This is a genomic window from Myceligenerans halotolerans, assembly GCF_054782975.1.
In genome coordinates this window covers 112830-137613 of record NZ_BAAGRL010000012.1, presented here as the reverse complement: position 1 = coordinate 137613, position 24784 = coordinate 112830, and the positions used below count along the sequence as shown (strand labels likewise).

At 71.7% G+C, this 24784-nt stretch carries 22 protein-coding genes and 1 riboswitch; of the genes, 9 read left to right on the top strand and 13 right to left on the bottom strand.

The genetic code is table 11. The features are described 5' to 3' along the window. Nucleotides 1-12 precede the first annotated feature (12 nt). Entirely contained in the window at nt 13-1605 is a 1593-nt protein-coding gene (locus ACYVK5_RS09775; protein ID WP_460704303.1) for a xylulokinase, read from the bottom strand. Nucleotides 1606-1909: 304 nt separating this feature from the next. Beyond that, entirely contained in the window at nt 1910-3067 is a 1158-nt protein-coding gene (xylA, locus tag ACYVK5_RS09770; protein ID WP_460704300.1) for a xylose isomerase, read from the bottom strand. Nucleotides 3068-3181: 114 nt separating this feature from the next. Here xylA and ACYVK5_RS09765 point away from each other — a divergent pair, with 114 nt between their 5' ends. The 3 genes from ACYVK5_RS09765 (at nt 3182) to ACYVK5_RS09755 (ending at nt 7691) form a co-directional block, all read left to right on the top strand. Then, nucleotides 3182-4522 (top strand): ROK family transcriptional regulator, encoded by a 1341-nt coding sequence (locus tag ACYVK5_RS09765; RefSeq protein ID WP_460704298.1) that lies wholly within the window; start codon nt 3182-3184, stop codon nt 4520-4522. Nucleotides 4523-4914: 392 nt separating this feature from the next. After that, the gene (locus tag ACYVK5_RS09760; RefSeq protein ID WP_460704296.1) at nt 4915-6144 is read left to right on the top strand and encodes an MFS transporter; all 1230 of its coding nucleotides are present in this window, start codon (nt 4915-4917) and stop codon (nt 6142-6144) included. A 122-nt stretch (nt 6145-6266) separates the two neighbouring features. After that, nucleotides 6267-7691 carry a serine hydrolase domain-containing protein gene (locus ACYVK5_RS09755; RefSeq protein WP_460704294.1) on the top strand — a complete coding sequence of 475 codons (1425 nt, stop codon included), beginning with the start codon at nt 6267-6269 and terminating at the stop codon, nt 7689-7691. A gap of 33 nt (nt 7692-7724) precedes the next feature. On the opposite strand, the gene ACYVK5_RS09750 is transcribed toward ACYVK5_RS09755, so the two are convergent. The 5 genes from ACYVK5_RS09750 to ACYVK5_RS09730 all read right to left on the bottom strand — a co-directional run bounded on the left by ACYVK5_RS09750 (nt 7725) and on the right by ACYVK5_RS09730 (nt 11385). Next, nucleotides 7725-8168, bottom strand: coding sequence for a ribosomal maturation YjgA family protein (locus tag ACYVK5_RS09750; RefSeq protein ID WP_460704292.1), 444 nt, complete (start codon nt 8166-8168; stop codon nt 7725-7727). After that, on the bottom strand, nt 8168-8716 hold the full coding sequence (locus tag ACYVK5_RS09745; protein WP_460704290.1) for a dihydrofolate reductase: 549 nt from the start codon (nt 8714-8716) through the stop codon (nt 8168-8170). The genes ACYVK5_RS09750 and ACYVK5_RS09745 overlap by 1 nt, the downstream gene beginning before the upstream one ends. Nucleotides 8717-8825: 109 nt before the next feature. Beyond that, the gene (locus ACYVK5_RS09740) at nt 8826-9629 is read right to left on the bottom strand and encodes a thymidylate synthase (protein ID WP_460704288.1); all 804 of its coding nucleotides are present in this window, start codon (nt 9627-9629) and stop codon (nt 8826-8828) included. Between the two features lie 130 nt (nt 9630-9759). After that, the gene (locus tag ACYVK5_RS09735; RefSeq protein WP_460704286.1) at nt 9760-10590 is read right to left on the bottom strand and encodes a TrmH family RNA methyltransferase; all 831 of its coding nucleotides are present in this window, start codon (nt 10588-10590) and stop codon (nt 9760-9762) included. 177 nt (nt 10591-10767) lie between these two features. Beyond that, complete coding sequence (locus ACYVK5_RS09730; RefSeq protein ID WP_460704284.1) at nt 10768-11385, bottom strand: hypothetical protein; 618 nt, start codon at nt 11383-11385, stop codon at nt 10768-10770. Nucleotides 11386-11633: 248 nt separating this feature from the next. On the opposite strand from ACYVK5_RS09730, the gene ACYVK5_RS09725 reads away from it, so the two are divergent. From ACYVK5_RS09725 to rocD, 3 genes are read left to right on the top strand one after another with little or no spacing between them, the layout of a single operon-like run. After that, complete coding sequence (locus ACYVK5_RS09725) at nt 11634-12113, top strand: OsmC family protein (RefSeq protein WP_460704282.1); 480 nt, start codon at nt 11634-11636, stop codon at nt 12111-12113. A 48-nt stretch (nt 12114-12161) separates the two neighbouring features. Beyond that, nucleotides 12162-13070: a hypothetical protein gene (locus ACYVK5_RS09720; RefSeq protein WP_460704280.1), complete on the top strand. Its 909-nt coding sequence runs from the start codon at nt 12162-12164 to the stop codon at nt 13068-13070. Nucleotides 13071-13119: 49 nt separating this feature from the next. Then, entirely contained in the window at nt 13120-14406 is a 1287-nt protein-coding gene (gene rocD, locus ACYVK5_RS09715; protein WP_460704278.1) for an ornithine--oxo-acid transaminase, read from the top strand. Here the strand turns inward: rocD and ACYVK5_RS09710 are convergent. The 4 genes from ACYVK5_RS09710 to serC all read right to left on the bottom strand — a co-directional run bounded on the left by ACYVK5_RS09710 (nt 14363) and on the right by serC (nt 19057). Beyond that, nucleotides 14363-15640, bottom strand: coding sequence for an aminotransferase class I/II-fold pyridoxal phosphate-dependent enzyme (locus ACYVK5_RS09710; RefSeq protein WP_460704276.1), 1278 nt, complete (start codon nt 15638-15640; stop codon nt 14363-14365). The genes rocD and ACYVK5_RS09710 overlap by 44 nt on opposite strands. 48 nt (nt 15641-15688) lie before the next feature. After that, a complete protein-coding gene (locus tag ACYVK5_RS09705; protein ID WP_460704274.1) occupies nt 15689-16711 on the bottom strand; it encodes a universal stress protein in 1023 nt (340 codons plus the stop codon). A gap of 106 nt (nt 16712-16817) precedes the next feature. Then, nucleotides 16818-17606: a C40 family peptidase gene (locus ACYVK5_RS09700; RefSeq protein ID WP_460704272.1), complete on the bottom strand. Its 789-nt coding sequence runs from the start codon at nt 17604-17606 to the stop codon at nt 16818-16820. Further along, a riboswitch (cyclic di-AMP (ydaO/yuaA leader) is annotated at nt 17606-17793 on the bottom strand. It overlaps the preceding gene by 1 nt. Before the next feature lie 151 nt (nt 17794-17944). Continuing rightward, nucleotides 17945-19057 carry a phosphoserine transaminase gene (gene serC, locus ACYVK5_RS09695; protein ID WP_460704270.1) on the bottom strand — a complete coding sequence of 371 codons (1113 nt, stop codon included), beginning with the start codon at nt 19055-19057 and terminating at the stop codon, nt 17945-17947. Nucleotides 19058-19328: 271 nt separating this feature from the next. Between serC and ACYVK5_RS09690 the strand changes: the two genes are divergently transcribed. From ACYVK5_RS09690 to ACYVK5_RS09680, 3 genes are all read left to right on the top strand, one after another. Beyond that, nucleotides 19329-20039, top strand: coding sequence for a metal-dependent transcriptional regulator (locus tag ACYVK5_RS09690; protein WP_460704268.1), 711 nt, complete (start codon nt 19329-19331; stop codon nt 20037-20039). A gap of 319 nt (nt 20040-20358) precedes the next feature. Further along, nucleotides 20359-21297, top strand: coding sequence for an MHYT domain-containing protein (locus tag ACYVK5_RS09685; RefSeq protein WP_460704266.1), 939 nt, complete (start codon nt 20359-20361; stop codon nt 21295-21297). 192 nt (nt 21298-21489) lie between these two features. Next, nucleotides 21490-22353 carry a CAP domain-containing protein gene (locus ACYVK5_RS09680; protein WP_460704264.1) on the top strand — a complete coding sequence of 288 codons (864 nt, stop codon included), beginning with the start codon at nt 21490-21492 and terminating at the stop codon, nt 22351-22353. Between the two features lie 245 nt (nt 22354-22598). On the opposite strand, the gene ACYVK5_RS09675 is transcribed toward ACYVK5_RS09680, so the two are convergent. Together ACYVK5_RS09675 and ACYVK5_RS09670 are read right to left on the bottom strand one after the other, a co-directional pair. Continuing rightward, nucleotides 22599-23261, bottom strand: a complete 663-nt coding sequence (locus ACYVK5_RS09675) for an HAD family hydrolase (RefSeq protein WP_460704262.1) — start codon at nt 23259-23261, stop codon at nt 22599-22601. A 13-nt stretch (nt 23262-23274) separates the two neighbouring features. Then, a complete protein-coding gene (locus ACYVK5_RS09670; RefSeq protein WP_460704260.1) occupies nt 23275-24762 on the bottom strand; it encodes a lipopolysaccharide biosynthesis protein in 1488 nt (495 codons plus the stop codon). Nucleotides 24763-24784 lie beyond the last annotated feature (22 nt).

Sequence of the window (24784 nt, the reverse complement as noted above, 5' to 3'; positions counted from 1 at the left end):
GGCGCTCCCCCTTCAGACCAGGTCCCTGACCTTCGCGTACTGCTCGCGGACCACCGGGCGGGGATCCGCCTCCAGGGTGGTCGAGACCGTCGTCGACCACGCCGGGGGCGCGACCGCCGCCGCGCCGGCCGTCGTCGGCCCCGAGCCTGTCCGGCCCGCCGCCACGAGCACCCACGCTGCCTGCCGCGCGGCGCCGTCGGCGACGTATTCGCCGGGCTCCGGGACGGTGATCGGCAGGCCGAAGACCTGCGGGGCGATCTCCTGCACGGCCGGCGACTGGGCCGCGCCGCCGATCAGCATGACCCGCTCCACGGGCACGCCCTGCGCCCGCAGGGAGTCGAGGCCGTCCGCGAGCCCGCACAGCATGCCCTCGACGTAGGCGCGCGCGAGGTGCGCACGCGTCGACGTCGCCAGGCGGATGCCGTGCAGCGTCCCGGTGGCGTCGGGCCGGTTGGGGGTGCGCTCGCCCTCCAGGTAGGGGACGAGGACCAGGCCGTCGGAGCCCGCGGGAGCCTGCAGCGCGAGCGACGCGAGCTCGTCGACGTCGACGCCGAGCACCTCGCGCGCGGCGTCGAGCACGCGTGCCGCGTTGAGGGTGACGGCGAGCATCAGGGCGTTGCCGGCGGCGTCGGCGAAGCCGTTGATCGCGCCGGACCCGTCGGCGGTGCGCCGCGGCGCCACCGCGGACACGACGCCCGACGTGCCGATCGAGATCGCGACGTCACCCGGTGTCATGCCGACGCCCAGGGCCGCGCCCGCGTTGTCGCCGGCGCCGGGGCCGATGAGGGCGCCGCCGTCGACGTCGGCTCCCGCCACGGACGGGTACGCGACGCCGCCGGACTCGGCGGGTCCGAGCACGCGCGGCAGCACGACGTCGTCGCGGCCGAGAGCCATGCGGAGCAGGTCGGGGCGGTAGATGCCCTGGCCGGTCGCGGGGTTCCGGCCGGCGGGGTTCCGGCCGGCGGCGTCCTGCCGGGCAGCCGCGTCCCGGGCGTCGTCCGGGGTGCCCTGCGCGTCGTAGTAGCCCGTGCCGGACGCGTCGGACCGGTCGGTGAAGAGCATGTCGAGCCGCGGCCCCAGCGGGGCTGTCGGGTCTCCCGCCGGCCCGTAGCCGGCGATGCGCCAGGACAGCCAGTCGTGCGGGAGCGTGACGGCGGCGACCTTCGCGGCGTTGTCCGGCTCGGCGTCGCGCAGCCAGCGGAGCTTGGTGACGGTCAGGGACGCGACCAGCACGGAGCCGACGGCGTCGGCCCACCGCTGCGCCCCGGAGGCACGGTCGCCGTCGCCGAGCTCGGCGATCAGCGCCTCGGCGGCGTCGGCGGACCGGGTGTCGTTCCACAGGAGCGCTTCGCGGATCACCCGGCCCTCGGCGTCGAGCACGACCATGCCGTGCTGCTGGCCGCCGACGGCGATCGCGGCGACGTCGGCCAGGCCGCCGGCGACCTCGGCTGCCTGGGTGAACGCGGTCCACCAGTGGTCGGGGTGGACTTCGGTGCCGTCCGGGTGCTTGGCGGAGCCGGAGCGGACCAGCTCCCCGGTGGCGGCATCGCGGACGACGATCTTGCAGGACTGCGTGGACGTGTCCACGCCGGCGACGAGGGGCATCGGTGCTCCAGGTTCTTGCGGACAGTGCGATGTGCACGGTGAACGACGACGGACGGGGTACTTCTGGCTTGCTGCCGGTCCGGGCCGGCGTGGTCAGGCCGGGTCGGCCGGCGTGGTGAGGCCAGGTCAGGTCGGTATGGTCGGGGGTTTTGCGTGTGGTCGGTCAAGTGATTGACCGACCACACGCACAACGCACGACCACGGCGCCGGCCCAAGCCCGGGCCCAGGCCCAGGCCCAGGCCCAGGCCCAGGCCCAGGCTTGCGAGGAGCCTCGCGGGGAGATCAGGCCGGGAGCCCGGCCGCTTCAGCCGATCAGGTGCTGCAGGGCGAGCTGGTGGAGCTTGACCAAGCCGTAGTCGCGCTCCGCCAGGGCGTCGACGTCGTACTTCTCGTCGCTCGCGAGGAACTGTTCGATGGTCTCGCCCTCGGCCAGGGTGGGCTCGCCGAGCTCGAAGATGCCGGCGTGCTCGAACGCGGCCTGGACCTCGGGGTCGGCCCGGTACTCCGCGGCCTTCGCCGCGAGCAGGTCGTAGGTGGCCATGTTCGCCTTGGCCGACTCCCACACGCCGTCCAGGTGCTCCGTGCGCGACGGCTTGTAGTCGAAGTGGCGCGGGCCCTCGTAGCGCGGGCCTCCGTTCGGGAAGCCGTTCTCCAGCAGGTCGGCGGTGAAGAACGCCGACAGCAGGTCGCCGTGCCCGAACACCAGGTCCTGGTCGTACTTCGGGCCGTGCTGGCCGTTCAGGTCGATGTGGAACAGCTTGCCGCAGTACAGCGCGAGCGCGAGGCCGTGCGTGTAGTTGAGGCCCGCCATCTGCTCGTGGCCCGTCTCCGGGTTGAGGCCCACGATGTCGGCGTTGTCGAGCGTGTCGATCAGCGCGATGGCGTGGCCGATGGTGGGCAGGAAGATGTCGCCGCGCGGCTCGTTCGGCTTGGGCTCCAGGCCGATCCTCAGGCCGTAGCCCTGGGACTTGATGTAGGCGGCGACGGTGTCGATGCCCTCCGCGTAGCGGGCGTGGGCCGAGGCCAGGTCCTTCGAGTTGTCGTACTCGGTGCCCTCGCGGCCGCCCCACATGACGAAGGTGGAGGCGCCCATCTCGGCGGCGAGGTCGACGTTCTTCAGCACCTTGCGCAGGCCGAAGCGGCGCACCTGGCGGTTGTTCGAGGTGAACGCACCGTCCTTGAAGACCGGGTGCGCGAAGGTGTTGGTGGTGACCATCTCGCAGACCATGCCGGTCTCCTCGGCGGCCTTCTTCACCGAGTCGATGTGCGTCTGCCGGGCCGATTCGTCGGCGTCGAACGGGAACACGTCGTTGTCGTGGAACGTGAAACCCCACGCGCCGAGGTCGGCGAGCTTGCGGATGGACTCGGCCGGGTCGAGTGCCGGACGGGTCGCGGCACCGAACGGGTCCTGAGCGTTCCAGCCGATGGTCCACAGGCCGAAGGAGTACTTGATGTCGCTCACGTGGATCTCCTCGTCGAGTTCGGCTCGCGCGCATGGCGCTGCGTCCCTGCGACGCCGCGAGCCTATTTGTTGTACGGATGAACTATCCACCGAGGACTCGGCTACAGTCAAGGCGTGACCACGACGACGACGGCCTCCCGCCAGCACACCCTGCGCGAGCGCAACCTCGGACTCGTCGCACGCGCGGTCTTCGAGGCCACGGAACCACCGTCCCGGGCGGGCGTCGCCGCGATGACCGGCCTCACCCGCGCGACCGTCTCCACCCTGATCGACCAGCTCATCGGGGCACGCCTGCTGCGCGAGCTGCCCGCCGTCGCCGACGGCCGCGCCGGCCGGCCGGCCGTGCCGCTCGTGCCCGCCGGGCGTTCCGTCCTCGGCCTCGGGCTCGAGGTGAACGTCGACTATCTCGGCGCCCGCGCGATCGACCTCACCGGCGCGGTCGTCGCGGAACGCGTGGCACCGGGTTCGTTACACGACAGCGACCCCGCCGAGGTGCTCGGCGAGCTCGGCCGGATCGCACGCGGCATCGCCGGCAAGCTGCACGACGGCGGCATGCGGCTCGCCGGCGCCCGCCTCGCCCTGCCCGGCCTCGTCGACGCCCGCGCCGGCGTCCTCGACGTCGCCCCCAACCTCGGCTGGTCCTCCGTCGAGCCCATACCGCTGCTCGGCGTCGCCGGCCTACCCGTCGAGATCGCGAACGAGGCGAAGCTCGCCGCACTCGCCGAGCTCGGTGGCCCGGGCGCGGGCGGGGCGGGCCGTCCGGTGGGTCGCCCGGGCGGGGACGGCGACGACGGTGCTCCAGAACCCGGCGACGACGTTCGCGCCGTTCTCGGCGGCGGCCCGGGCGGCAGCGTCCCGGGCGGCGGAGGCGGCGTCCCGGACTCGTTCCTGTACGTCTCTGGCGATGTCGGCATCGGCGCGGCGATCGTCGTCGGACGCGAGTTGTTCCTCGGGGAGCGCGGCTGGAACGGCGAGGTGGGGCACGTCGTCGTCGACCCTGCGGGGCCGCGCTGCTCCTGCGGGGCACGCGGCTGCCTCGAACAGTTCGCCGGCAAGGAGGCCCTGGCGACCGCCGCCGGCCTCCCGGCCGACGCCCCGCTCGCCGACCTGCTGACCCTGCTCGGCGGGCCGAGCCCGACGACGGCCGCCGCCGACGCGGGCGGGCCGGCCGCCGCACACGCCGCCGTCCGGCGGGCCGGGCGGGCGCTGGGCTCGGCGCTGGCCGACTTCGTGAACCTGGTGGATGTGCACACCGTGGTGCTCGGCGGGATCTACACGGACCTGCTGCCGTGGCTGCGGCCGGAGGTCGAGGCCGTCCTGGCCGAGCGGGTGCTCGCGGCGCCGTTCGTGAACCTGGAGGTTCGCGCGGCGAGTGCCGGGGCACAGGCCGCGCTCACAGGTGGCGCGCACGAGGTGCTGCGCGGCGTGCTGGCCGACCCGGCGGCCTGGACCTGAGCGGACGGCACACCCCGCTGAACGCGAGTCGGCACCGGAGTCGGCACGTCACCTGCCGTGGCGGCGCCGGGCCGGGTCCGGATGCGCGTGACGCCCCTCCGGCAGGGGGTCCGAAGGGGCGTCACGATCGGGCCGGAGCCCGATGGGGTATGACGGTGCGCACCGCGCAGGGGGCGGGCGATGCGCACCGTCTGCCCAGAAGTCTGCACCCGATCGGGTCGTGCGTCAACACAACTTTGGACGATCGTCCATGTTCGTTCGCCACCTGCGCAAACGCATGATGTGCCATCGCTCCCCTGCCCTGGCGCCGTGCTGTCGCGCGTTTCCGAGCGGGCTCGTGACCAGGAAATCAGCTGCCCGCCGCGGCGCTTCCCGCCTAGACTCCCGTCCTCGTGAGCAAACTCGTCGAGGCCGTCTTCCCAGAACGTATGGGACGGTCGTTCAGGTGGCTGGTCGGTTCTTCCTGGGTGAGCAACATCGGCGACGGGATCGCGATGGCCGCCGGGCCGCTCCTCGTCGCGTCCCAGACCAGCTCACCCTTCCTCGTCGCCCTCGCGGCCCTGCTCAACAAGCTGCCGTGGCTGCTGTTCGGGCTCTGGGCGGGAGCCATCGCGGACCGGGTCGACCGCCGTCGGCTCGTGATCGTCGCGGACGCGCTGCGGGTGCTCGTGATCGCCGCTCTGGGCGCCTTCATCGTCACAGATGTAGTGAATATCACACTTGTCCTGGCCGTCATGCTCGCCCTCGGCATCGCCGAGGTGTTCGCCGACACCACGAGCCAGACGCTCATGCCGATGCTGGTGGACAAGAAGGACCTGGCGGTCGGGCACGCGCGGCTCCAGGCGGGCTTCCTCACGGCCAACCAGCTCGCGGGCCCGCCCCTGGGCGCGTTCCTGTTCGCGGCCGGCATGGTGTGGCCGTTCCTGGTCCAGGCGGTGGCGGTCGCCCTCGCGATCGTGCTGGTCGCGCAGGTCGTGACGCCTCACGGCCCCGTGCGCGACGACGTCGGTACGCACATCCGCCAGGACATCGCCGACGGGCTGCGCTGGGTGTGGCGCGCCCCCGCCGTGCGCACCCTGATGCTCACGATCCTCGCGTTCAACATCACGTACGCCGCGCCGATCGGCGTCCTCGTGCTCTACGCGACGGAGCACCTGGGCATGAGCCAGCTGGAGTTCGGCCTGCTGACGACCACGATGGCCGTCGGTGGCCTGCTCAGCACCACCATGTTCGACAAGCTCCAGCGGCGGTTCCCGTTCGCCACGATCATGCGCGTGGTGCTGAGCTGCGAGGTCCTCTGGCACCTGGCGCTCGCCCTCAACACGACGGCCTGGGGAGCCTTCGCCGCGATGTTCGTGTTCGGTGCGTACTCGTTCCTGTGGGGGGCCATCTCGAACGCCGTCCGGCAACGAGCCACCCCGATGGAACTGCAGGGCCGGGTGGGCGCGCTGAACATGGTGGCCGTCTTCGGCGGCATCCTGATCGGCAACGCCCTGGGCGGGGTGATCGCCGAGCAGTGGGGGCTGACCGCCCCGTTCTGGTTCGGATTCGTGGGGGCCGGGATCACGCTCGTCCTGATCTGGCGCTCCCTGGGCCACATCGCCCACGCGGAGGCCGACTGACCCGGAGCGCGGTCGCGGGCCGACGGCGTCCTCCAGGCTGCGCATGCGGTTCGACGGCGTCCACGGGCCGGGCATGCGGGCCGAGGTCACCGCCAAGAAATGACCCGGTAGGATCACGGCCGATGGATCTCCAGTCCGATCGGCCGCTGTTGGCCGGCACCGCCGCCGAAGCCATCGACCGACTGGCGCGACGCACAGCCACCCTCGACATCGCCCTCCACACCGTCGAGGTGAGTGTCGGCGGGGAACTCGTCGCCAGCGCTACCTGCGCGCCGCGCGGTCCGTACGAGCCGCAGCGCATGTACTCGGTGTCGAAGACGGTGACGGGCCTCGCGGTCGGGCTCCTGGCGGCCGAGGGCGCGCTCGCCCTCGACGACCCGATCATCCGGCACTTCCCCAAGATGGCGCCGGTGCACCCGTGGCTCGAGGCCACGACGATCCGGCACATGCTCGCCATGCGCGGCCCGCACCGGTCCACGACGTACAAGCTGACCTCGCGCGACTGGCTGAAGTCGTACTTCCGCGTGCCGCCCACGCACCCACCGGGCACGCTGTTCACTTACGACACCTCCGCCGCCTACACGCTCGCGGCACTCGTGGAACGCCTCGCGGGCGTCCCCCTCGCGGACTACCTGCGGCCCCGGCTGTTCGACCCGATCGGCGTGAGCGCAGACCTCAGGTTCCTCCCGGGTCCCGAGGGAATCTCCCACGGCGGCTCGGGCCTGATCTGCACGCCACGCGACCTCCTCCGCCTCGCCCACCTCCTGCTCGACGACGGCATGCACGACGGCGCCCGCCTGATCCCGGCGGACTACCTCCACGATGCGACCCGCCCGCAAGCCGACACAACCCAGCTGACCTGGGGAGGAACGATGCGCGCCGACTACGGCTACCAGACGTGGCTCCCGGACCGGGGCGGCTGGCTGATGTTCGGCCTCGGCGGCCAGATCGTGTACGGCGACCCCGCCCGGGGTCTCGCCGTCGTCGTCACCGCCGATGCCCAGGCATGCGAGAGCGGCAGTCCACGCCTGCTCGACGACGTCATGGATATTCTGGTGGACCCACTCGCCACCGAGATCGACGCCGCTATGATGCCCGGCGCGCCCCATGCCGTCGTCAGACTCGACTGGCCTGCGCCGTGGCATGACGCCTCGACCGTCCCGCCGACCGGCGGGACCTATCGGAACGTCGTGGACGGACCCGGACCGGCCGAGCTTCTCGTGTCGCTCGACGACGGCGGAGGCCGCCTGCGTGCGGCGCCCGAACCCGACACGGTTCGGCGGTTCGACACTCTGGACTGGAACATCGAGTTCCGCTTCGACCGACCCGTCTGGACCCGGATCTTCGGGGATCCCGCCGTCATCACCGCCGGCCGTCCAGGCCCCGACACTCTGGACCTCCGCTGCGCGATCCATGGCGAGGACCTGGCCACCTGGCGGCTCCGCCTCGCCTGGGCGCCGGACACCACGCTGGCCGTCCAGGCCCAAGCCTTCTGCGAGACCGCGGACCCGGCCTGGACGTTCCACGCCGCCTACCAGCCGGGGTGAGCGGGCCAATAGAGTCCCCGACTGTTCGGGCCATTATGTCTGATCTTGGATAGGCTGCCTCCAAGCTCCGCCGTCGTGCTGGTGCTGGGGCTGCTCGTCGTCCGCGGCGACCCGGCCCAGCACCCCGCCGAGGGCGGCGCCGACCGCGTAGCACAGGAGGTCCGGGGCCCAGAAGGTGGTACCGAGCACGAGCCGCGCCGGAGGGAACCGCTCCGCGACCGCGACCGGAATCCCGGTGAGCTGAATCAGCTCGATCGCCAGGCAGATCGCGAACCCGGTGAGGGCTGCGACGGCCGAGGAGGTGCGCGGCCGCACCAGCAGGACCACCAGCACCACCAACGTCGCGTAGAGCGCGTCGCCGATCGGTCCGCCCAGCACGTCGGGCAGCACGGCACGGCTGCCGAGCCCTCCGAGGACGACTGCGATGGAGAGCAGAACCGTCGTCGGACGCGGCACGATCCGGCGCTCGCCCGCCATCAGGCGCGCAGATGCGCACGGTGCCGGAATCGCGTGCCGGACGTCGATGTCGTCCAGCCCGTCGCCGAGGCCTCCCGCCAGGCGGTCGGGTCGATCGCCGGAGCGTAGGTGTCGCCCTCGACCGTCAGGTCCACCTCGGTGACCTCCAGCCGGTCGGCGATGCCGATCGCCTCGGCGTAGAGGCGCGCGCCGCCCATCACCCAGACCTCGTCCCCTCCGGGGGCCTCGGCCGCGAGCGCCAGCGCCTCCTCGAGCGACCCTGCCACCTCCACGATCGTGGGCGGGGTGGTCGCGCCCTCGCCGGGCGTGGGTACGGATGCCATGCCGATGACGGCGCCGAGGCTGGAGATCACCACGTTGGTGCGGCGCGGCAGGGGTCTCTTCGGGAGTGATTCCCAGGTGAGGCGGCCCATCACGACGGGGTGTCCGGACGTCGTCGCCTTGAAGTGCGCGAAGTCCTCCGGGATGTGCCACGGGATCGTTCCGGCCGCGCCGATGACTGGCCGCCCGGCCGCGTCTCGCGCCTGTGCCCAGATGAGGCCGATCATGGTTGCCGCCTGCTGTCGATGGCTCGGGGAGAGCTGCCCACGGGGCTTCGGAGCTGTCGGGGGCCGGGCCCGCCCACGACCGCCGTCGGGCACGATGATTTCGTCATGGTCAGATCGCGATCGGGGCCTTGATGCCCGGGTGGGAGACGTAGCCGAGGACTTCGATGTCCGCGTACTCGTAGTCGGAGATCGAGTCGCGGGGTGCGAGGCGGAGCGTCGGGTAGGGGTAAGGGTCGCGCGTGAGCTGCGTGGTGACCTGTTCGACGTGGTTGTCGTAGATGTGGCAGTCGCCGCCGGTCCAGACGAAGTCGCCGGCCTCGAGTCCGGTCTGCGCGGCGACCATGTGGGTGAGCAGGGCGTAGGAGGCGATGTTGAAGGGGACGCCGAGGAACAGGTCCGCCGAGCGCTGGTAGAGCTGGCAGCTGAGCTTTCCGTCGGCGACGTAGAACTGGAACATCGCGTGGCAGGGCGGCAGGGCCATGCTGTCGACCTCGGCCGGGTTCCAGGCGGTGACGATGTGCCGCCGTGAGTCCGGGTTGGTGCGGATCTGCTCGATCACCTTCGCGATCTGGTCGATCTGTTCGCCCGACGGCGTGGGCCAGGAACGCCACTGCACGCCGTAGACGGGACCGAGGTCGCCGTTCTCGTCGGCCCACGCGTCCCAGATCGTGACGCCGCGCTCCTGCAGCCAGCGCACGTTGGACTCGCCGCGGAGGAACCACAGCAGTTCGTGGACGACGGACTTGAAGTGCACCTTCTTGGTGGTGATCAGCGGGAACCCCTGGGAGAGGTCGTACCGGATCTGCCGCCCGAAGACGCTCCGCGTCCCGGTCCCCGTGCGGTCGCTCTTGTGCGTACCGGCGGCGAGCACGTCGCACAGGAGGTCCTCGTACGGGGTGGGGGTCGCGTTCATGCGGCCCACCCTAACGACCCTCGCGGGAGGTTCCACCCACGGCGCTCACGCGTGTCCTCAAGACGTCGACGTGTGCCTGCCGTGCGCAGTTCACGCGGGCTACCCGGCGCCCGGCCGCACGGCCGCCGCTTCAGCGGACGCGGCGCGAGAGCCGCTGACGCCGTGCCTCGTACAGCACGACCGACGCGGCGTTGGCCGCGTTCAGGGAGCTGGCGGAGCCTGCCATCGGGATGCCGACCGTCGCGTCCGCGAGCTCGCGCCAGGCGTTCGACAGGCCTGTGGTCTCGTTGCCGACCAGGAGCAGGACGGGCTGTGCCAGGTCGAACTCGGACACGTCCGCGTCTCCGTGCTCGTCGGTCGCGACGACGACCACCGGAACGCCGGCCGACCGTTGCGCCGCCACCCATCCGGCCACGTCCCGGGGAGATGCCGCCCGGACCACCGGCATGGCGAAGAACGAGCCGGTCGACGCCCGGACCGACTTCGGGTCGTACGCGTCCGCGGCGTGGCCGGTCGTGATGACGCCGTGCGCACCGAACGCGTCGGCGGAGCGGATGATCGACCCGATGTTGCCGGGCTGCGTCGGCCGGTCGAACACGACCCCGAGGAAGTCGCGGCCTACCGGGATGCGCTCCAGGTCGTCCGGCCGCATCGCCACCACGGCGAGGATCTCGACGGCGCCGTCGCTCTTCTCGCCCAGTTCCGCGAGGAGGTCGGGCGACATCGCGATCTGCTCCGCCGTCCGGACCGTCCTGAGCAGATCCTGCGCCCACGACGACAAGGACCGTTCGCCGTCGTACAGCAGCGCGCGGATCTCCCACCCGAATTCGATCGCCATCGAGATCGGGCGCACGCCCTGGACGATGAACTCCCCCGCGCGGTGCCGCTTGGTCCGGTTGCTGAGCAGCGTCTGCAACACCTGGAACCGGGCATTGCGCGAAGTGATCCGAATGACAGCCACAAAACCTCCCCTGATGCGGTCCCCTGAGAATGCGGCCCCCGGAGACGACGCCGCCAAGGGTAACCGGGGACGCTTGCGCGGCATGAGCTTGCTTGCGCCGAAGGCCCTTGAGGCGTAAGCAGCCTCATGTCCCACACTTCCTGCCGCAGTATCCCGGGCCCCGGGCGGCAGCCGCCGTCACTGCGCCGGGCCGGAACTCCGCATCTCCTTGAGGCGCCTGCCGCGGAGTCGGAACCAGGCGATCAGACCCGACAGCCCGAGCGCCAGAATCCCGCCGATCAGCGCGCCGACCAGTGATGCCCCGCGGAACGCCGGTGCGTCCACGTCCATGATGCGTTCGCCCGCGTGCGAGGCATTCGTCGTCCCCAGCACCACGGACAAGGTCAGCAGGTTCGGGGCCGCGCACACCAGCGCGAGCACCAGGAGCGCGGCCCGGGCCGGCATCGCACGCCTCCCCGGCCAGACGGCGAGCGCCAGCAGGACCACGGGCACGGCCGTGAAGACCGCCCCGATCACGAAGCCCCACCAGGACCCGGCCGCGAACGAGCCGTCCACGGCGTTGCCGATCGTCTGCGCCCACCAGCGCGGCAGGAACGCGGCGAGGAACTGGTACGTCAGCCACAGCACGAGGATCGCTCCGGCCGCCATCAGCAGCCGCCTGACCCAGCCACGCCAGTCGCGCCAGTTCTTGTCCGACGACGGCGGACCGGCGCGCCCCGCCACTTCGGCGTCGCCCACGCCGCCCGCTCCCTCCGCGGCTCCTCCGGCTCCCGCGGCCTTCTCCCTATCGCTCATAGGAGTGATCATCGACCGGGAACGCGTCGGCCGCACGCCACGTTGCACGGGGAACACGTCGCGTAATCGCGCCGCCGCCGCCCGGCCGGCGGCGCACCGTCGGGTCGCTGCCGGCCCGGCATGGCGCACTGCCGGGTCGCCGCCGGGTGTGCCTGCAGAACCGTCGGCCGGGCCGGCCTACCCGGCGACACCGGCCTACCCAGCGACGTCTGCACGCGATGTCAGTCACAGATGGAAGGATCAGACCCATGAGCGAGACGATCGACCAGACCACCGACGACGCCCCCGTGACCCCGTCCCCCACCGACGCCCTGTGGGTGGAACGGAACGGCGTGCGCACGTACACGGGTTTCTCGGAGCGCGGCGCCCGCGTCGAGATCGGTCCGGCGGGCGCCGGTGCCGTCTTCACGCCCGGTGAGCTCCTGAAGATCGCACTCGCGGCGTGCGCCGGGATGAGCAGCGACCGCGCGTTCGCGCGCCGCCTCGGGGACGACTACGCGGCCACCATCCGCGTGGAGGACCCCAAGGACATGGCCGAGGACCGCTACCCGACCCTCACGGAGAAGTTCGAGATCGACCTGAGCGACCTCGACGACGCCGCCCGCGAGAAGCTCGTCACGATCGCCCGGCGCGCCATCGAAAAGGCCTGCACGGTGGGCCGCACGCTCACGGCCGGCGCCGAGGTGCCGCCCGCCCAGTTCAACCAGCCCGGTCAGCAGGACAGCTGAGCCTCGGCGCCCCCGGACCGCGTCCCAGACACCTGCCGAGAGGATTGCATGGCCAAGGACGAGCAGCAGACGGACCGCCCCCAGAGCCCCCAGAACACCGGCGTTCCCGGCAGTGAGGTGCTCAAGCCGGACAACTCCATCGAGGTCACGCCCGCGGACTGGGTGAACTACAAGCCCAGCAGCCCGCTCGATCATCTGATCGACAAGGCAGTGACGGTGCCGTCCGCGGCGATCCACCGGCACGTCGACAAGATGCGCGCACGAAACCCGTATGCCTCCCCGGCGGAGATCATCACCCTCCTGGAGAAGGAGTACCTGCGGGTCATCGAGACCACGGGCGGCGCGGTGGGCGCCGCCGCCGCCATCCCCGCCGTCGGCACCGCGACCAGCGCCGCGCTGTCCACGAGCGACGTGGCCACGTTCTTCGCGTCGTCGGCGGCGTTCTCGCTGGCCGTCGCGGACGTGCACGGCATCGCCACGGAGGATGTCCCGCGCCGCCGTGCCCTGCTGCTGGCGACCGTGCTGGGGGACAAGGGCGCCCAGGACGTGGAGAACGCGGTCGGAGGCTCGGGCGTGGCCTGGGGGAAGGTGCTGCTCACGAGCATGCCCCGCACCACACTGACCCGGGTCAACAAGGCTCTCACCCACAAGTTCGTGCAGCGCCAGCTGGCCAAGCAGGGCAGCCTGGTCCTCGGGCGCATCCTGCCCTTCGGGATCGGCGCGGTGGTCGGCTGGTTCGGTGCGCGCGCCCTGGGACACACGGTGATCTCCCAGTCCCGGATCGCGTTCGGCCCGCCGCCGGACCACTTCCCGCGCGTGATCGACAACACGCCGGTCCGGAAGCCCGCCCGGAAGCCGGGCGACACGACGCGGCTCGGCGGCGCGATGCGTTTCGGCCTGAGGAGCAAGCGGCGTCACGAGCTGGAGCAGGCACCGCAGTCGCCGCCGGAGGAGTGACACCTGCCCCCGCAAGCGAAGTTCCGGACTGCGTTATTACCCTCGTCTCATGGCAGAACCGCGTCACACAGTCGAGGGGTCGGCGCTGGCCCCGAACTACGACCCGCTCCCCCTCACGGTCTCTCGTGCGCAGGGCGTCTACGTCTGGGACGTCGACGGTGACGCGTACCTGGATTTCCTCGCCGGGTACTCGGCGCTCAACTTCGGTCACCTGCACCAGGCGCTGGTGTCGGCGGCGATCGGTCAGCTCAAGCACCTGACGCTGACCTCGCGTGCGGTCGGGCACGAGCTCCTGGAGCCGTTCGCCCGCCGGGTGGCGGACGTCGTCGGGCCGCTGACGGCGGGCGACCGGGAGAGCCTCGTGGTGCCGATGAACACCGGCGCCGAGGCGGTCGAGACGGCGATCAAGGCCGTGCGCAAGTGGGGTTACGACGTCAAGGGCGTCCCCGCGGACCAGGCGAACATCGTGGTCGCCTCCGGGAACTTCCACGGCCGCACGACGACGCTCTCCGGACTGTCGGACAAGCCCGCCGCGCGTGGCGGCTTCGGCCCGTTCGCCCCGGGATTCCGCACGGTCCCGTTCGGTGATGCCGATGCGGTCGCCGACGCCATCGACGAGGCAACGGTCGCCATTCTCATGGAGCCCGTCCAGGGCGAGGCCGGCGTCATCGTGCCGCCGGACGACTTCTGGCCGCGCCTGCGCGAACTGGCCGACCAGCGCGACGTCGTCCTCGTGGCCGACGAGATCCAGTCCGGCCTGGGACGCACCGGCCACATCCTGGCGTGCGAGCTGTGGAACACGAAGCCCGACCTCGCCCTCCTCGGCAAGGCCCTGGGCGGCGGCATCGTCCCTGCCTCGGCGGTGGTCGGACGGCGCGACGTCCTGGAGGTCCTCACGCCGGGCACGCACGGCTCGACGTTCGGCGGCAATCCCCTGGCCTGCGCGATCGGCATCGCCGTCCTGGACCTTCTGGAACCCGGTCAGTACCAGGCCCGGGCCACGCAGCTCGGCGAAGAGCTCCGCGAGCACCTCCAGCGCCTCACGGACGAGGGCTTGCTGACCGGCTTCCGCACGGCAGGCCTCTGGGCGGGCGTGGACATCGACCCGGCCCTCGTCCCGGGCCGGGACGACCCGGCGCGAGCCCTCTCGGAGGAGCTCCTGGAGCGCGGCGTCCTGACCCGAGAGACGCACGGCACCACGCTCCGCTTCTCCCCACCACTCTCCATAGCCCGCCCGGAACTCGACCACGCGATGGAGATCCTGGAACTCTCCCTCAAGTCCCTCCGCGGAACTACACCGCCAGCGCCTCGGCAGCAGCCAGCAGCACGCACGTAGCGACACCGTCCATGGCCGCCGTCACCTCGTCCAGCGGCGGCATCGTGGGCGCGAGCCGGATGTTCTTGTCCTCCGGGTCCTTGCCGTAGGGAAAGGTCGCCCCGGCCGGGGTCAGCGCGATCCCGGCCTCCTTCGCCAGCTCCACGACGCGCGCGGCCGTCCCCGGCAGCACGTCGAGCGACACGAAGTACCCGCCTCGCGGGTCGGTCCATTCCCCCACGCCGTACTCGCCGAGCCGTTCGGCCAGGATCGCGGTGACGGCCTCGAACTTGGGCGCGAGGATCTCGCGGTGGGCGCGCATGTGCTCCCGCACGCCGTCGGAGGATCCGAAGAACATGGCGTGCCGCAGGTGGTTGACCTTGTCCGGTCCGATGGACGCCTTCGCGAGGTGCTTCTTGTACCAGGCCACGTTCGCCGGCGACGAGGCGAGGAACGCCACGCCCGCCCCGGCCCAGGTGATCTTGGACGTCGAGGCGTACATGATGACGCGGTCCGGGTTGCCGGCCGCGGCGGCGAGCTGGATCGCGGGGGCGGTCCGCGTCTCGGTGTCGGTCAGGTGGTGCAGCGCGTAGGCGTTGTCCCAGAAGATGCGGAAGTCGGGCGCGGCGGCAGGCATCTCGACCAGGGCGCGCGCGACGTCGTCGGACACCACGGAACCGTCGGGGTTCGAGTAGGTCGGGACCACCCACATGCCCTTGATCGTGGGGTCGCCGGCGACGAGCTCCCGCACCGCCTCGACGTCGGGCCCGGCCTCGGTCATCGGAACCGTGATCATCTCGATCCCGAGTTCCTCGCACACGGCGAAGTGGCGGTCGTACCCGGGGACCCCGCAGATCCAGCGCACGGTCTCCTCGCGCGCCCACGGCGCCGGCGACTCGGGGAACCCGAACAGCATCGCCCAGGCGACGGTGTCGTACATCATGGTCAGTGACGCGTTGCCGCCGGCCAGCAGCTGTTCCACCGGGACGTCCAGGAGCTCTGCGAACATCGCGCGCAGCTCGGGCAGCCCGTCGAGGCCGCCGTAGTTGCGCACGTCCGTGCCGGACTCGGCACGGGAGCGGTCCCCCGGCAGCGTCAGCATCGGGTTCGACAGGTCGAGCTGCTCGGCGGACGGCTTGCCGCGGGTGAGGTCGAGCTTCAGGCCCTTGGCCTGGAGCGCCGCGTAGGCCTCACGCAGCTCGGGAAGGGCCGCGGTGAGCGCGGCGGCGTTCGGGGACGACGTCGTAGTGGTCACCCCAGAAACCCTACGCGCGGAACGACGAAACCAACATCACGATCTCACTCACGACCCGCTTCGTCCTTCGTCGTGGCAGTGGCGGTTGACCACCAGGACGGGGCACGCGCTGTGGTGGAGGACGGCCTGGCTCGTCGAGCCGAGCAGCAGACCGCTGAAGCCACCGCGGCCCCGCGATCCCACCACGATCAGGTCCGCCGCCGTGGAGAACTCGGTGAGCAGCTCCGCCCCCGTGCCGTCGAGCACGATCCGGCGGATCCGCATCCCGGGATGCAGCGCCTCGTGCTTGTCGATGATCGCGTCGAGCCCTGCGGAGACGTCGGCGAGAACCTGCTCGTGGTCGATGTTCGACGGCAGCCACGCCAGCAGTCCCGCCCCGGACCCCACCGGCACCCCGGCGACGGCCGAGAGCTCCGCGCCCCACGCCTGTGCCTGCTCGATCGCCTTCGTGAGCGCGGCCTCGGCCTGCGGCGACCCGTCCACGCCGACGACGATCCGCCGCACCTCGGGCCGCCCGCCGGGCCCGGTCGCCCCGCCGGGCCCGACCTCGTCCGCCCCGGCGCCCGTCCGGGGTTCACCGGCCGCCGCACCCACGGGCTCGTCGGCCACGCCACGGTGCCACATGTCCCGCTTCGCCGACGTCAGCGGCACCACGACGACCGGGCAGTGGGCGTGGGCGGGCAGCGCGGACGACACCGTGCCGAGCAGCCGCTCCGTGAACCCGCCCCGTCCGCGCGTGCCCACCACGGCGAGGCCGTAGTCCGTGGACAGTTCCACGAGCACACCCGCCGCGTCACCCGTGGCGACCGATGTCGTGACCCGTGCCCCCGCCGCGACGGCGCGCTCCTCGGCCTCGTCGAGGACCGCCTTCGCGCCCTCGGCCATCGAGGTGTCGTCGAACGCGGCGTAGCCGCCGTCGAGCGACGCGGCGGTGAAGGAGGGGAGCGTGTAGCTGCTCACGAGGTGCAGGGACCAGCCGACCCTGTCGGCCCAGCCCACCGCCCAGTCGAGTGCGTGCATGCTGGCGGCGGACCCGTCGACCCCTACCAGCACGACCTCGGGTCGAGCCATCTGCGTCCTCCTCGTCGGAGCGTGCGTCGTCGCAGTCCAACGCTATCGCAGACACACGAAAGCCGAGCCAGGACACGGGGTCCCGGCTCGGCTCGCGGCGGAGGGATCAGTACCGGATGAAGATCGGGTTGCTCATCCAGATCGTGCGGAACTGCACGGTGTCGCCCGGCTTCGGGGCGTCGATCATGGTGTTGCCGCCCGCGTAGATGCCGACGTGACCGGGGGCGTAGACCAGGTCGCCCGCCACAGCGGCCGAGGCGGCCACCCGCGTGCCGCCGGCGGCCTGGGCCGACGACGAGCGCGGCAGCGAGATACCCACCTGCGCGTAGACGTACGAGGTGAAGCCCGAGCAGTCGAACCCGCTGGGGCTTGAGCCACCGGACACGTAGGGCGTGCCGACGTAGCGCGACGCGATCGAGATGATCTCGGAGCCGTTCGCGGAGGCCGGCGCCGACGTCGCGGCCGAGGCCACCTCCGCGGCGGCTTCCTCGGCAGCCGCGGCCGCAGCGGCGGCTTCCTCGGCCGCCTCCTCGGCGGCGAGCTGTGCCTGGTACTCCTCGTTCTCCGAAGCGGGCGTCACGGAGACGACGCCGGTCTCGGCGGCCATCTTGGCGTCGCGGGCGACGGTGACCACCGGGGCGGCATCGACGACCTGGTGGGCCTCGCTGGAGAGGGCGCTCAGGTTGAGCGAGCCGAGCTTGCTGACGTCGCTCTTCACGGTCTCGCCCGGTGCGGCCTGCGCGGCGGCGGCGCCGAAGGTCGAGACAAGGATCCCGCCCGCGGCTGCCGCGACAGCGGTCCGGCGGCCGAGCTGGGAGTTCTGCACGAGATCGGTGAGCGGGGTCACTGGTCGGCGCGCGGCGCGATGGCGTCCAGCGGCAGTACGTGCGGTCACGAGTATCTCCAGGCCGCCTACGAGGTCAGCTGTCGGGTTCGGGTAGGAGCACACCCGGCCGCGCCGAGCTGAGTCAGCGCCGCTTCACCCCAAGGACGCGCCCTGGCGCCCGAAAATGGGTCCCCCGCCCCTGTCATACGGTTCGTGGGTTTCCCCGGCCGGTGACAGGGTTCGGCGTCCGTCCGGAGGCCCGTCGGCGCTGAGCCGTCGAGCGAGCTGAACGTACCGCAGGGTTAGCTGCCATGTCACGTTATGGCAACGGAAATAGCCCTCACGGACCACTATCGTGATAGATCCCACATGTCCGCAGCCCCACCAACCCCACCTGGCTGCCCCGGTCAGAGCCGCTCCACCACGTGATCCACGCAGGCGGTGAGGGCCGCGACGTCCTCGGGGTCGACGGCGGGATACATCCCCACGCGCAGCTGGTTGCGCCCCAGCTTGCGGTAGGCGAAGACATCCTGGATCCCGTTCTCCCCCAAGGCCGCGATGACCTCGCCGGCGTCGATGCCGTCGGCCAGGTCGATCGTGCCCACCACGGTGGACCGCTCCTCGGGCCGCACCACGAAGGGCGAGGCCCAGTCGCGCGCCTCCGCCCAGTCGTAGAGGTACTGAGCCGAGGTCGCGCAGCGCTTCGCCGCCCAGTCCAGGCCGCCGTTGCCGAGCATCCAGTCCACCTGGTCGGCGAGCATGACCAGCGTCGCGACGGCGGGCGTGTTCAGTGTCTGGTCCTTGCGGGAGTTCTCGACCGCCGTCGTCAGGGAGAGGAACTCCGGGATCCAGCGCCCGCCCGCCTCCACCCGGGCGGCCCGCTCCACGGCCGCGGGCGAGAGGACCGCCAGCCAGAGACCGCCGTCGGACCCGAACGCCTTCTGCGGCGCGAAGTAGTACGCGTCGGTCTCCGCCAGGTCCACGGGCAGCGCTCCCGCGCCGGAGGTCGCGTCCGTGAGCAGCAGGGCGCCTTGAGCGGCCCCCGCGACGCGGCGGACCGGCGCCATGGCGCCCGTGGACGTCTCGTTGTGCGGGGTGGCGTACGTGTCGACGCCGACGGCGGCGGCGAGGTGGGCGACCGTGCCCGGCTCCGCCTCGATCACCTGCGAGTCCTCCAGGAACGGGGCGCGCGACGTCGCACGGGCGAACTTGCCGCCGAACTCACCGAACGATGCGTGCTGCGCGCGGCGCTTCACGAGACACAGCGTCGCGACGTCCCAGAAGGCCGTGGACCCGCCGTTGCCGAGCACCACCTCGTACCCGTCCGGAGCACCGAGCAGCTCGGTGACGCCCCGGCGGATCCGGCCCACGAGATCCTTGACCGGCGGCCGGCGGTGGGACGTGCCCAGCACGGTCGGCGTGTCGAGGAGGCGGCGGAGCTGCCCGTCGCGCACCTTGGAGGGGCCGGAGCCGAACCGTCCGTCGGCGGGGAGCAGGTCAGCGGGGATCGTCAGGGCCATACCTGAACTGTAGTTCGGGAGACCGACATCGACGTGGCGTGCAGCGCAGGGTGCGGGCCGAGGAAACAAGCCGTCGCCGGATCACCGGTAGCGAAGACGGCCGGAGCCGAGGTACGAGGCTTCGCGTCGGCTGAGCCCGGCGGCGGCAATCACAGCACGCCCCTGGAGCGGAACGCCAGGAGATGGCGCGGACGGCACCGGCACCACCCCGGGACGTTCCGCGTTCACGGATAGGCTTGGTCCGGGGCTGCGCAGAGAACATGGAGTTGACGTGACCGACCTGATCGACACCACCGAGATGTACCTCAAGACGATCTACGAGCTGGACGAGGAGGGCATCACGCCGCTGCGCGCGCGAATCGCCGAACGGCTGGGGCACTCCGGGCCCACGGTGTCGCAGACGGTCGCGCGGATGGAGCGGGACGGCCTGGTGGTCGTCACCGGCGACCGCCACCTCGAGCTCACCGAGACCGGACACGACAAGGCGCGGCGCGTGATGCGCAAGCACCGCCTGGCCGAGCGGCTGCTCACCGACGTCATCAAGCTCGACTGGGAGCACGTGCACGTCGAGGCCTGCCGGTGGGAGCACGTGATGAGCGAACTGGTGGAGGAGCGCCTGATCGGCCTGCTCGACCACCCGCACGTCGACCCGTACGGCAACCCGATCCCCGGCCTGGCCGAGCTCGGCGAGAACTTCGCCGAGCCGCGCTACCTCGAGGGCGTGGCAGCGCTGCCCACGCTGTTCGAGACCGCGGCGAAGCAGGGGGCGCCGGCGCCGTCGTCGGTCACGCTGGCGCGGATCGCGGAGCCGTTGCAGACGGACGTGGAGCTGCTCGCCCGTCTCGCCGAGGCCGGCATCATGCCGGGCGCACGTATCACGATCTCCCTGGACGGCGGCGTCTACACGGTCGGCGCCGACGGCTCGGAGACCGTGCTCGACCTCCCGGAGGACCTCGCGAAGCACCTGTTCGCAGCCGCATAGCAACTGTGATGGGAACAACGGCGGGAGTGCGGTAGCGTGCCGCACTTCCGCCGATGTTGTGCCGGGGAAAGGGCGAACAGACACATCTATCCGACTGATCACACCACTCCGTAGCTTTACGGCTTTGTGGTGAAAGGTTTCGATAAGATGTAGCCTGTTCCCTATTGTCCGTTCGGTCCAAACTCGGTAACGTTGCGATAACGGCCCACCCCCCCCGGAACACGGGCCGAGCAGGGGGCCCTGCGCAGCCGCAGGGCCTGCGTCTGTCTCCCAGACGGACGGCCGCTACGAGGAGACTCCGAGAGGCCAATAACTGAACATGTCAATCACCGACCACTTCGCCTACGGGCTCATCACACCCGTCCTGGCGTTCCTGCTGTCGTGCACAGGCTGCGCCGTGGGCCTGTCCTGCACGTCGCGATCCCGGGCGGCCAGCGGCTTCGCCCGTGTCGTGTGGCTGAGTCTCGGTGCCATCGCCATCGGCGGCACCGGCATCTGGGTCATGCATTTCGTCGCAATGCTCGGCTTCGTCCCGCAGGGCGTGACCGTCCGCTACGACATCCCGCTCACGCTCCTCAGCGCGGGCGTCGCCATCGTCGTCGTCGGCATGGGGCTCTTCGTGAACCAGATCGGCGGGCAGCGCCTGCCCGGCATGGTGATCGGCGGGTTCCTCACCGGCTCCGGCGTCGCCACCATGCACTACATGGGCATGGCGGCCATGGAGATGAACGCCACGATGACGTTCAACGGCGGTTACGTCATCGCCTCGGTGGTCATCGCCATCGTCGCGGCCACCGCCGCGCTCTGGTGCACCACGCACATCCGCGGCGCTGTCGCGACCATCGTCGCCACCGTCGTCATGGGCATCGCCGTGACCGGCATGCACTACACCGGCATGATGGGCGTCCGCCTGTCGGGCGGCACCGACGCGATCCCGAACGGGGTCTCGACGGGCGAGCTGCTGGTGCCGCTCGTCATGGCTGTCTCCGTGGTCACGCTGCTGCTGGTGCTCGTCGTCGGCCTCTGGCCGACGGAGTCCGAGCTCCGCGCCCAGGCCGAGTTCGAGCAGCGTCTGAAGGAGAGCCGGGAGCGCGAGAACTCCCGCCCCTCCCCGACGCTGGCCGCGACCGCCGAGGCGCTCCGGGTCGGCCACAGCAACCTGACGGGTGCGCAGGCCGGATTCGGCGGCGGGCCCGCAGGCTCGCAACCCCCCTCCGACACCGGCAAGCTCCGCCCTCGCTCGATGCAGTTCCGCTGAACCGGGCGCACGGCCCGCGACGGACGGATTCTCCCAGCCCGTTCGCTCGCAGGAAAGCCCGGTACGGTCTCGGCCCGCCTCCTCAGCAGGCTCGGCCGGCGGACCGTCACGCACGAACAGCCAGGATCGCGGCTTGACATATCACCCCAGAACGCTCGACGCTACGAGCGCCGCGACACGAAGAGGTCTCCCATGGCACGACGCCCGAACACCCAGGATCCGGCGCGCGCTGCCCGCCCGCCCACCACCCGGCTACTCGCCCCCGTGCTCGCCGTGGCGGCGACGCTGACGCTGTCCGCCTGCTCCGTGACGCTCAACCCGGGTCCGGGTGAGGCCGCGTTCGAGGCGAGCCGATGGCAACTCGGTGAGGCGACCGAGCCCGTGCAGAACGCGGTCGCGGCCGGCTCCGCGTCCGATGCGGAACCCGGGCCCGGCCCGGAGAACGAGCCCGTCGTGGAGAACCGCTCCGCCGACGGGGACGGAACGTCGGCCGTCGATGCCGTCGAGTCCGGCACGGTCGACGTACAGCCCGCGCCGGAGAAGACGTCACCGGAGGACGGGGACGACGGGGCGTCGTCGGACACGGGTGGCGACACGGCCGGGGACGACGCCGGAGCCGGCGGGAACTCGGGCGACGGCACCGGGGGCGACGACGACGGTTCGGCCGCCGAACCCGACCTCAGCGACGCGGTGCAGTACGCCCGGGCTCTGGAGGCCGAGGTGAACGAGCGCCGGGAGGCTCACGGGGTGACGGCGCTGGCGCACGACGACTGCGCCTACGCCGAGGCGCTCGAACGCGCGGAGGCGCTCCGCGGGATGGACCTGGCGCACGCTCCGCTGGAGCCGATCTTCGATCGCTGCCCCACCTCCACGGTCGGGGAAAACCTCGCCCGCGGCGGCTGGAGCCCGGCGGAGGCCGCCGACGGCTGGATGAACTCCGAGGGCCATCGCGCGAACATCCTCAACGCCGGGTTCACGCGGGGCGCCATTGCGTGCATCAGCGAGAACACGTCGTACGGCTCGCAGATGACCTGCGCGCACGTCTTCCTGGGCTGACCTGCCCTGCCTGCTGCCGAGCCGCAGCATGGCCCGGCAGCGGGGCGGGCCGGCTCACGGGTGAAGCAGCGGCGTGTGGTCGGGGGTTTTGCGTGTGGTCGGTCAATCACTTGACCGACCACACGCAAAACCCCCGACCACACGGAACCAGCCGGAGCAAACTGGGGACCGACCGCCGCGTCAGATGCCGAGCGCCGCGCCGATCGGCCCCTGCAGGGTCACGTGCGGTTCATGGAGGGAACAATTCAGGCCAGCTCCGCCATGTCCTCGGTCACGTCGTCGGCTCCGGCGTCGAACAGGGTCTTGACCTTGCCGGCGGTCCGCGCGAAGCCGACGGCGGGGACCTTGGCGGCTCGCGCCGCCTGCATGTCGGTGGCCGAGTCGCCGACCATGACGGCGTCGTCTGGCAATATCCCGATGCGCGTGAGTGCTCCCCGCACCATGAACGGGTTCGGCTTCATGAGGTCGGGGCGGCGGGGTGGCCGTCCGATCACGAGCCCGACGTACCCGGCGAGGTCGGTCCGGTTCAGGAAGGTCTCGATGGCCTCGGGCGCGTTGTTGCTGATGATGACGACTTCCTGCCCGCGCTTCGCGGCGGCCTTCAGCATCTCGCGCACGCCGGGTGTGGGTTCGGCCTTCGTGGCGGCAGCGACCTCGGCCTTGATGCAGGCGTCGTCGGTCATGCGGATCGCGACGCGGTCGAGGGTGCCGGCGTGGCGCAGCACCTCGAGATAGTCCTTGGTCTTCTCGAGCGACTTGGGGACCGGAACGGCGGCGTTGAAGAGACCCCGGCGGGCGGCGTCGGCCGCAGTGGCGGCGACGCTCGGCGGCATGAGCCTGGTGACCGGTCCGTCGAAGTCGAGCAGGATCGCCGACGCGGCCTTCACGATCTTCGATGCTTCAGGCATGTCAGGAAGTGTGTCAGATCAGTCCCGTTCGTGCAGGTTGGCGCCGTGACAGCGCGAGACGCACGGTGGCGGCGAGGGCCGCGAGATCGGCTCGCACGGGCCGGAAGCACCACCGCGCCACCAGGCCGGCGCACGCCGCCAGCCCGGTGCCCAGCAGGACGGTCGGCCAGTCGCCCAGATCCAGGAGCCGCGGTACCGCGGCGGCGAGCATCACGGGCAGCCCGAACAGCAGGAGCGCCCGCGCGGGTCCCCGGAACAGCGACCCGGCCGGGAAGCCCGCGGAGCGCGCGGCCACCAGGGTCGCCGTCGGCCACAGCAGCGCCCACGCGACGGAGTTGGCGACGGCGACGCCGATCACACCCCACGGCAGCCCCGCGAGCGACAGCACGGCGACCAGCGGCTGGGACCACAGGTTGAACCGCAGGCCCTGCGTGGTCGCGTCGGCCGAGATGAACACCCACTGCATCGCCTGTGCGAGGGCCCGGCAGGTCGCGCCGGCGGCGAGGATCTGGATCACCGTCCCGGCGGTGTCCCAGCCGGGCCCGAGGAGGATGCGGACCAGCGGCTCCCCCAGGGCCGCGGTCAGGAGGAACAGGGTGGCCGTGCCGTAGGCGCCGAGGAGCTGCGCGCGCTGCATGTAGGCGAGCATCCGCCCGGGCTCGTGGCGCAGCCGTGACAGCACGGGCACCGCGACGCGCTGCATCTGGTCCACGGTGAGGTTGATCGGCGTGACGACCAGATGCTGGGCCCGGTCGAACGCGCCGACGGCGGCGGCGGGCACGGCCAGGCCCATCACGGGGACGACGACATTCCGGGCGCCGCTCTTGAGCACGTTCATCCCCAGGATGCGCATCCCGACCTGGAGCAGCGCCCCGACCTCGCGCAGTTCTCCCGGCCGTCCGGGAAGCCAGCGGGCCGCGATGACGATCAGCAGCGCCTGGATCGCGACCGGCGCGATCTGCAGCGCCACGACCGCCTCGATCTCGGCCCCCCGGACGGCGAGGAGGACCGCGACGGCGACGCCGGCCACGAGGCCCGCCGTCTCCGCCAGGAACAGGCGGGTGAACCGGAGGTCGCGCACGAGGTGGGTCCGCGACTGGATCATCAGGCCGTTGATGAGCGGAACGAGTGCGACCCAGGGCACGATGTCCGCCAGGTGGTCGTCGTCGTACAGCCGCGCGAGCGGGCCGGACGAGACGTAGATCGCGGCCGTGAACAGGACGCCCAGGCCGACGTTGACGCCGAACAGCGTCGACTTGGCGCGCGCGCTGACGCGCTCCGCCTGGACCACCGCCATGGGGATGCCGAACAGCATGACGGCGGTGGCGAAGGCGGCGATCGCGGTCACGATCGCGACCAGCCCGAACGCCTCCGGCGCGATCATGCGGGCGAGGACGATCAGCGCGACCGTGCGGGTCAGGACCGTCGCGACCTGCCCGGCGAGCGTCACCACGCCACCGCGGGCGCCGGTCCGTGCGAGGCTCGCGGTCGGGTGGGGCACGATGCCCACGGTAGGCAGGCCG

What these genes read in the sequence shown, in the direction of transcription:
- ACYVK5_RS09745 (WP_460704290.1), bottom strand. Translation starts at nt 8,716, where the DNA reads ATGATCGGCCTCATCTGGGCACAGGCGCGAGACGCGGCCGGGCGGCCA.
- serC (WP_460704270.1), bottom strand. Translation starts at nt 19,057, where the DNA reads ATGGCCCTGACGATCCCCGCTGACCTGCTCCCCGCCGACGGACGGTTC.
- ACYVK5_RS09680 (WP_460704264.1), top strand. Translation starts at nt 21,490, where the DNA reads ATGGCACGACGCCCGAACACCCAGGATCCGGCGCGCGCTGCCCGCCCG.
- ACYVK5_RS09775 (WP_460704303.1), bottom strand. Translation starts at nt 1,605, where the DNA reads ATGCCCCTCGTCGCCGGCGTGGACACGTCCACGCAGTCCTGCAAGATC.
- rocD (WP_460704278.1), top strand. Translation starts at nt 13,120, where the DNA reads ATGGCAGAACCGCGTCACACAGTCGAGGGGTCGGCGCTGGCCCCGAAC.
- ACYVK5_RS09725 (WP_460704282.1), top strand. Translation starts at nt 11,634, where the DNA reads ATGAGCGAGACGATCGACCAGACCACCGACGACGCCCCCGTGACCCCG.
- ACYVK5_RS09675 (WP_460704262.1), bottom strand. Translation starts at nt 23,261, where the DNA reads ATGCCTGAAGCATCGAAGATCGTGAAGGCCGCGTCGGCGATCCTGCTC.
- ACYVK5_RS09750 (WP_460704292.1), bottom strand. Translation starts at nt 8,168, where the DNA reads ATGGCGGGCGAGCGCCGGATCGTGCCGCGTCCGACGACGGTTCTGCTC.
- ACYVK5_RS09730 (WP_460704284.1), bottom strand. Translation starts at nt 11,385, where the DNA reads ATGAGCGATAGGGAGAAGGCCGCGGGAGCCGGAGGAGCCGCGGAGGGA.
- ACYVK5_RS09685 (WP_460704266.1), top strand. Translation starts at nt 20,359, where the DNA reads ATGTCAATCACCGACCACTTCGCCTACGGGCTCATCACACCCGTCCTG.
- ACYVK5_RS09720 (WP_460704280.1), top strand. Translation starts at nt 12,162, where the DNA reads ATGGCCAAGGACGAGCAGCAGACGGACCGCCCCCAGAGCCCCCAGAAC.
- ACYVK5_RS09740 (WP_460704288.1), bottom strand. Translation starts at nt 9,629, where the DNA reads ATGAACGCGACCCCCACCCCGTACGAGGACCTCCTGTGCGACGTGCTC.
- ACYVK5_RS09705 (WP_460704274.1), bottom strand. Translation starts at nt 16,711, where the DNA reads ATGGCTCGACCCGAGGTCGTGCTGGTAGGGGTCGACGGGTCCGCCGCC.
- ACYVK5_RS09755 (WP_460704294.1), top strand. Translation starts at nt 6,267, where the DNA reads ATGGATCTCCAGTCCGATCGGCCGCTGTTGGCCGGCACCGCCGCCGAA.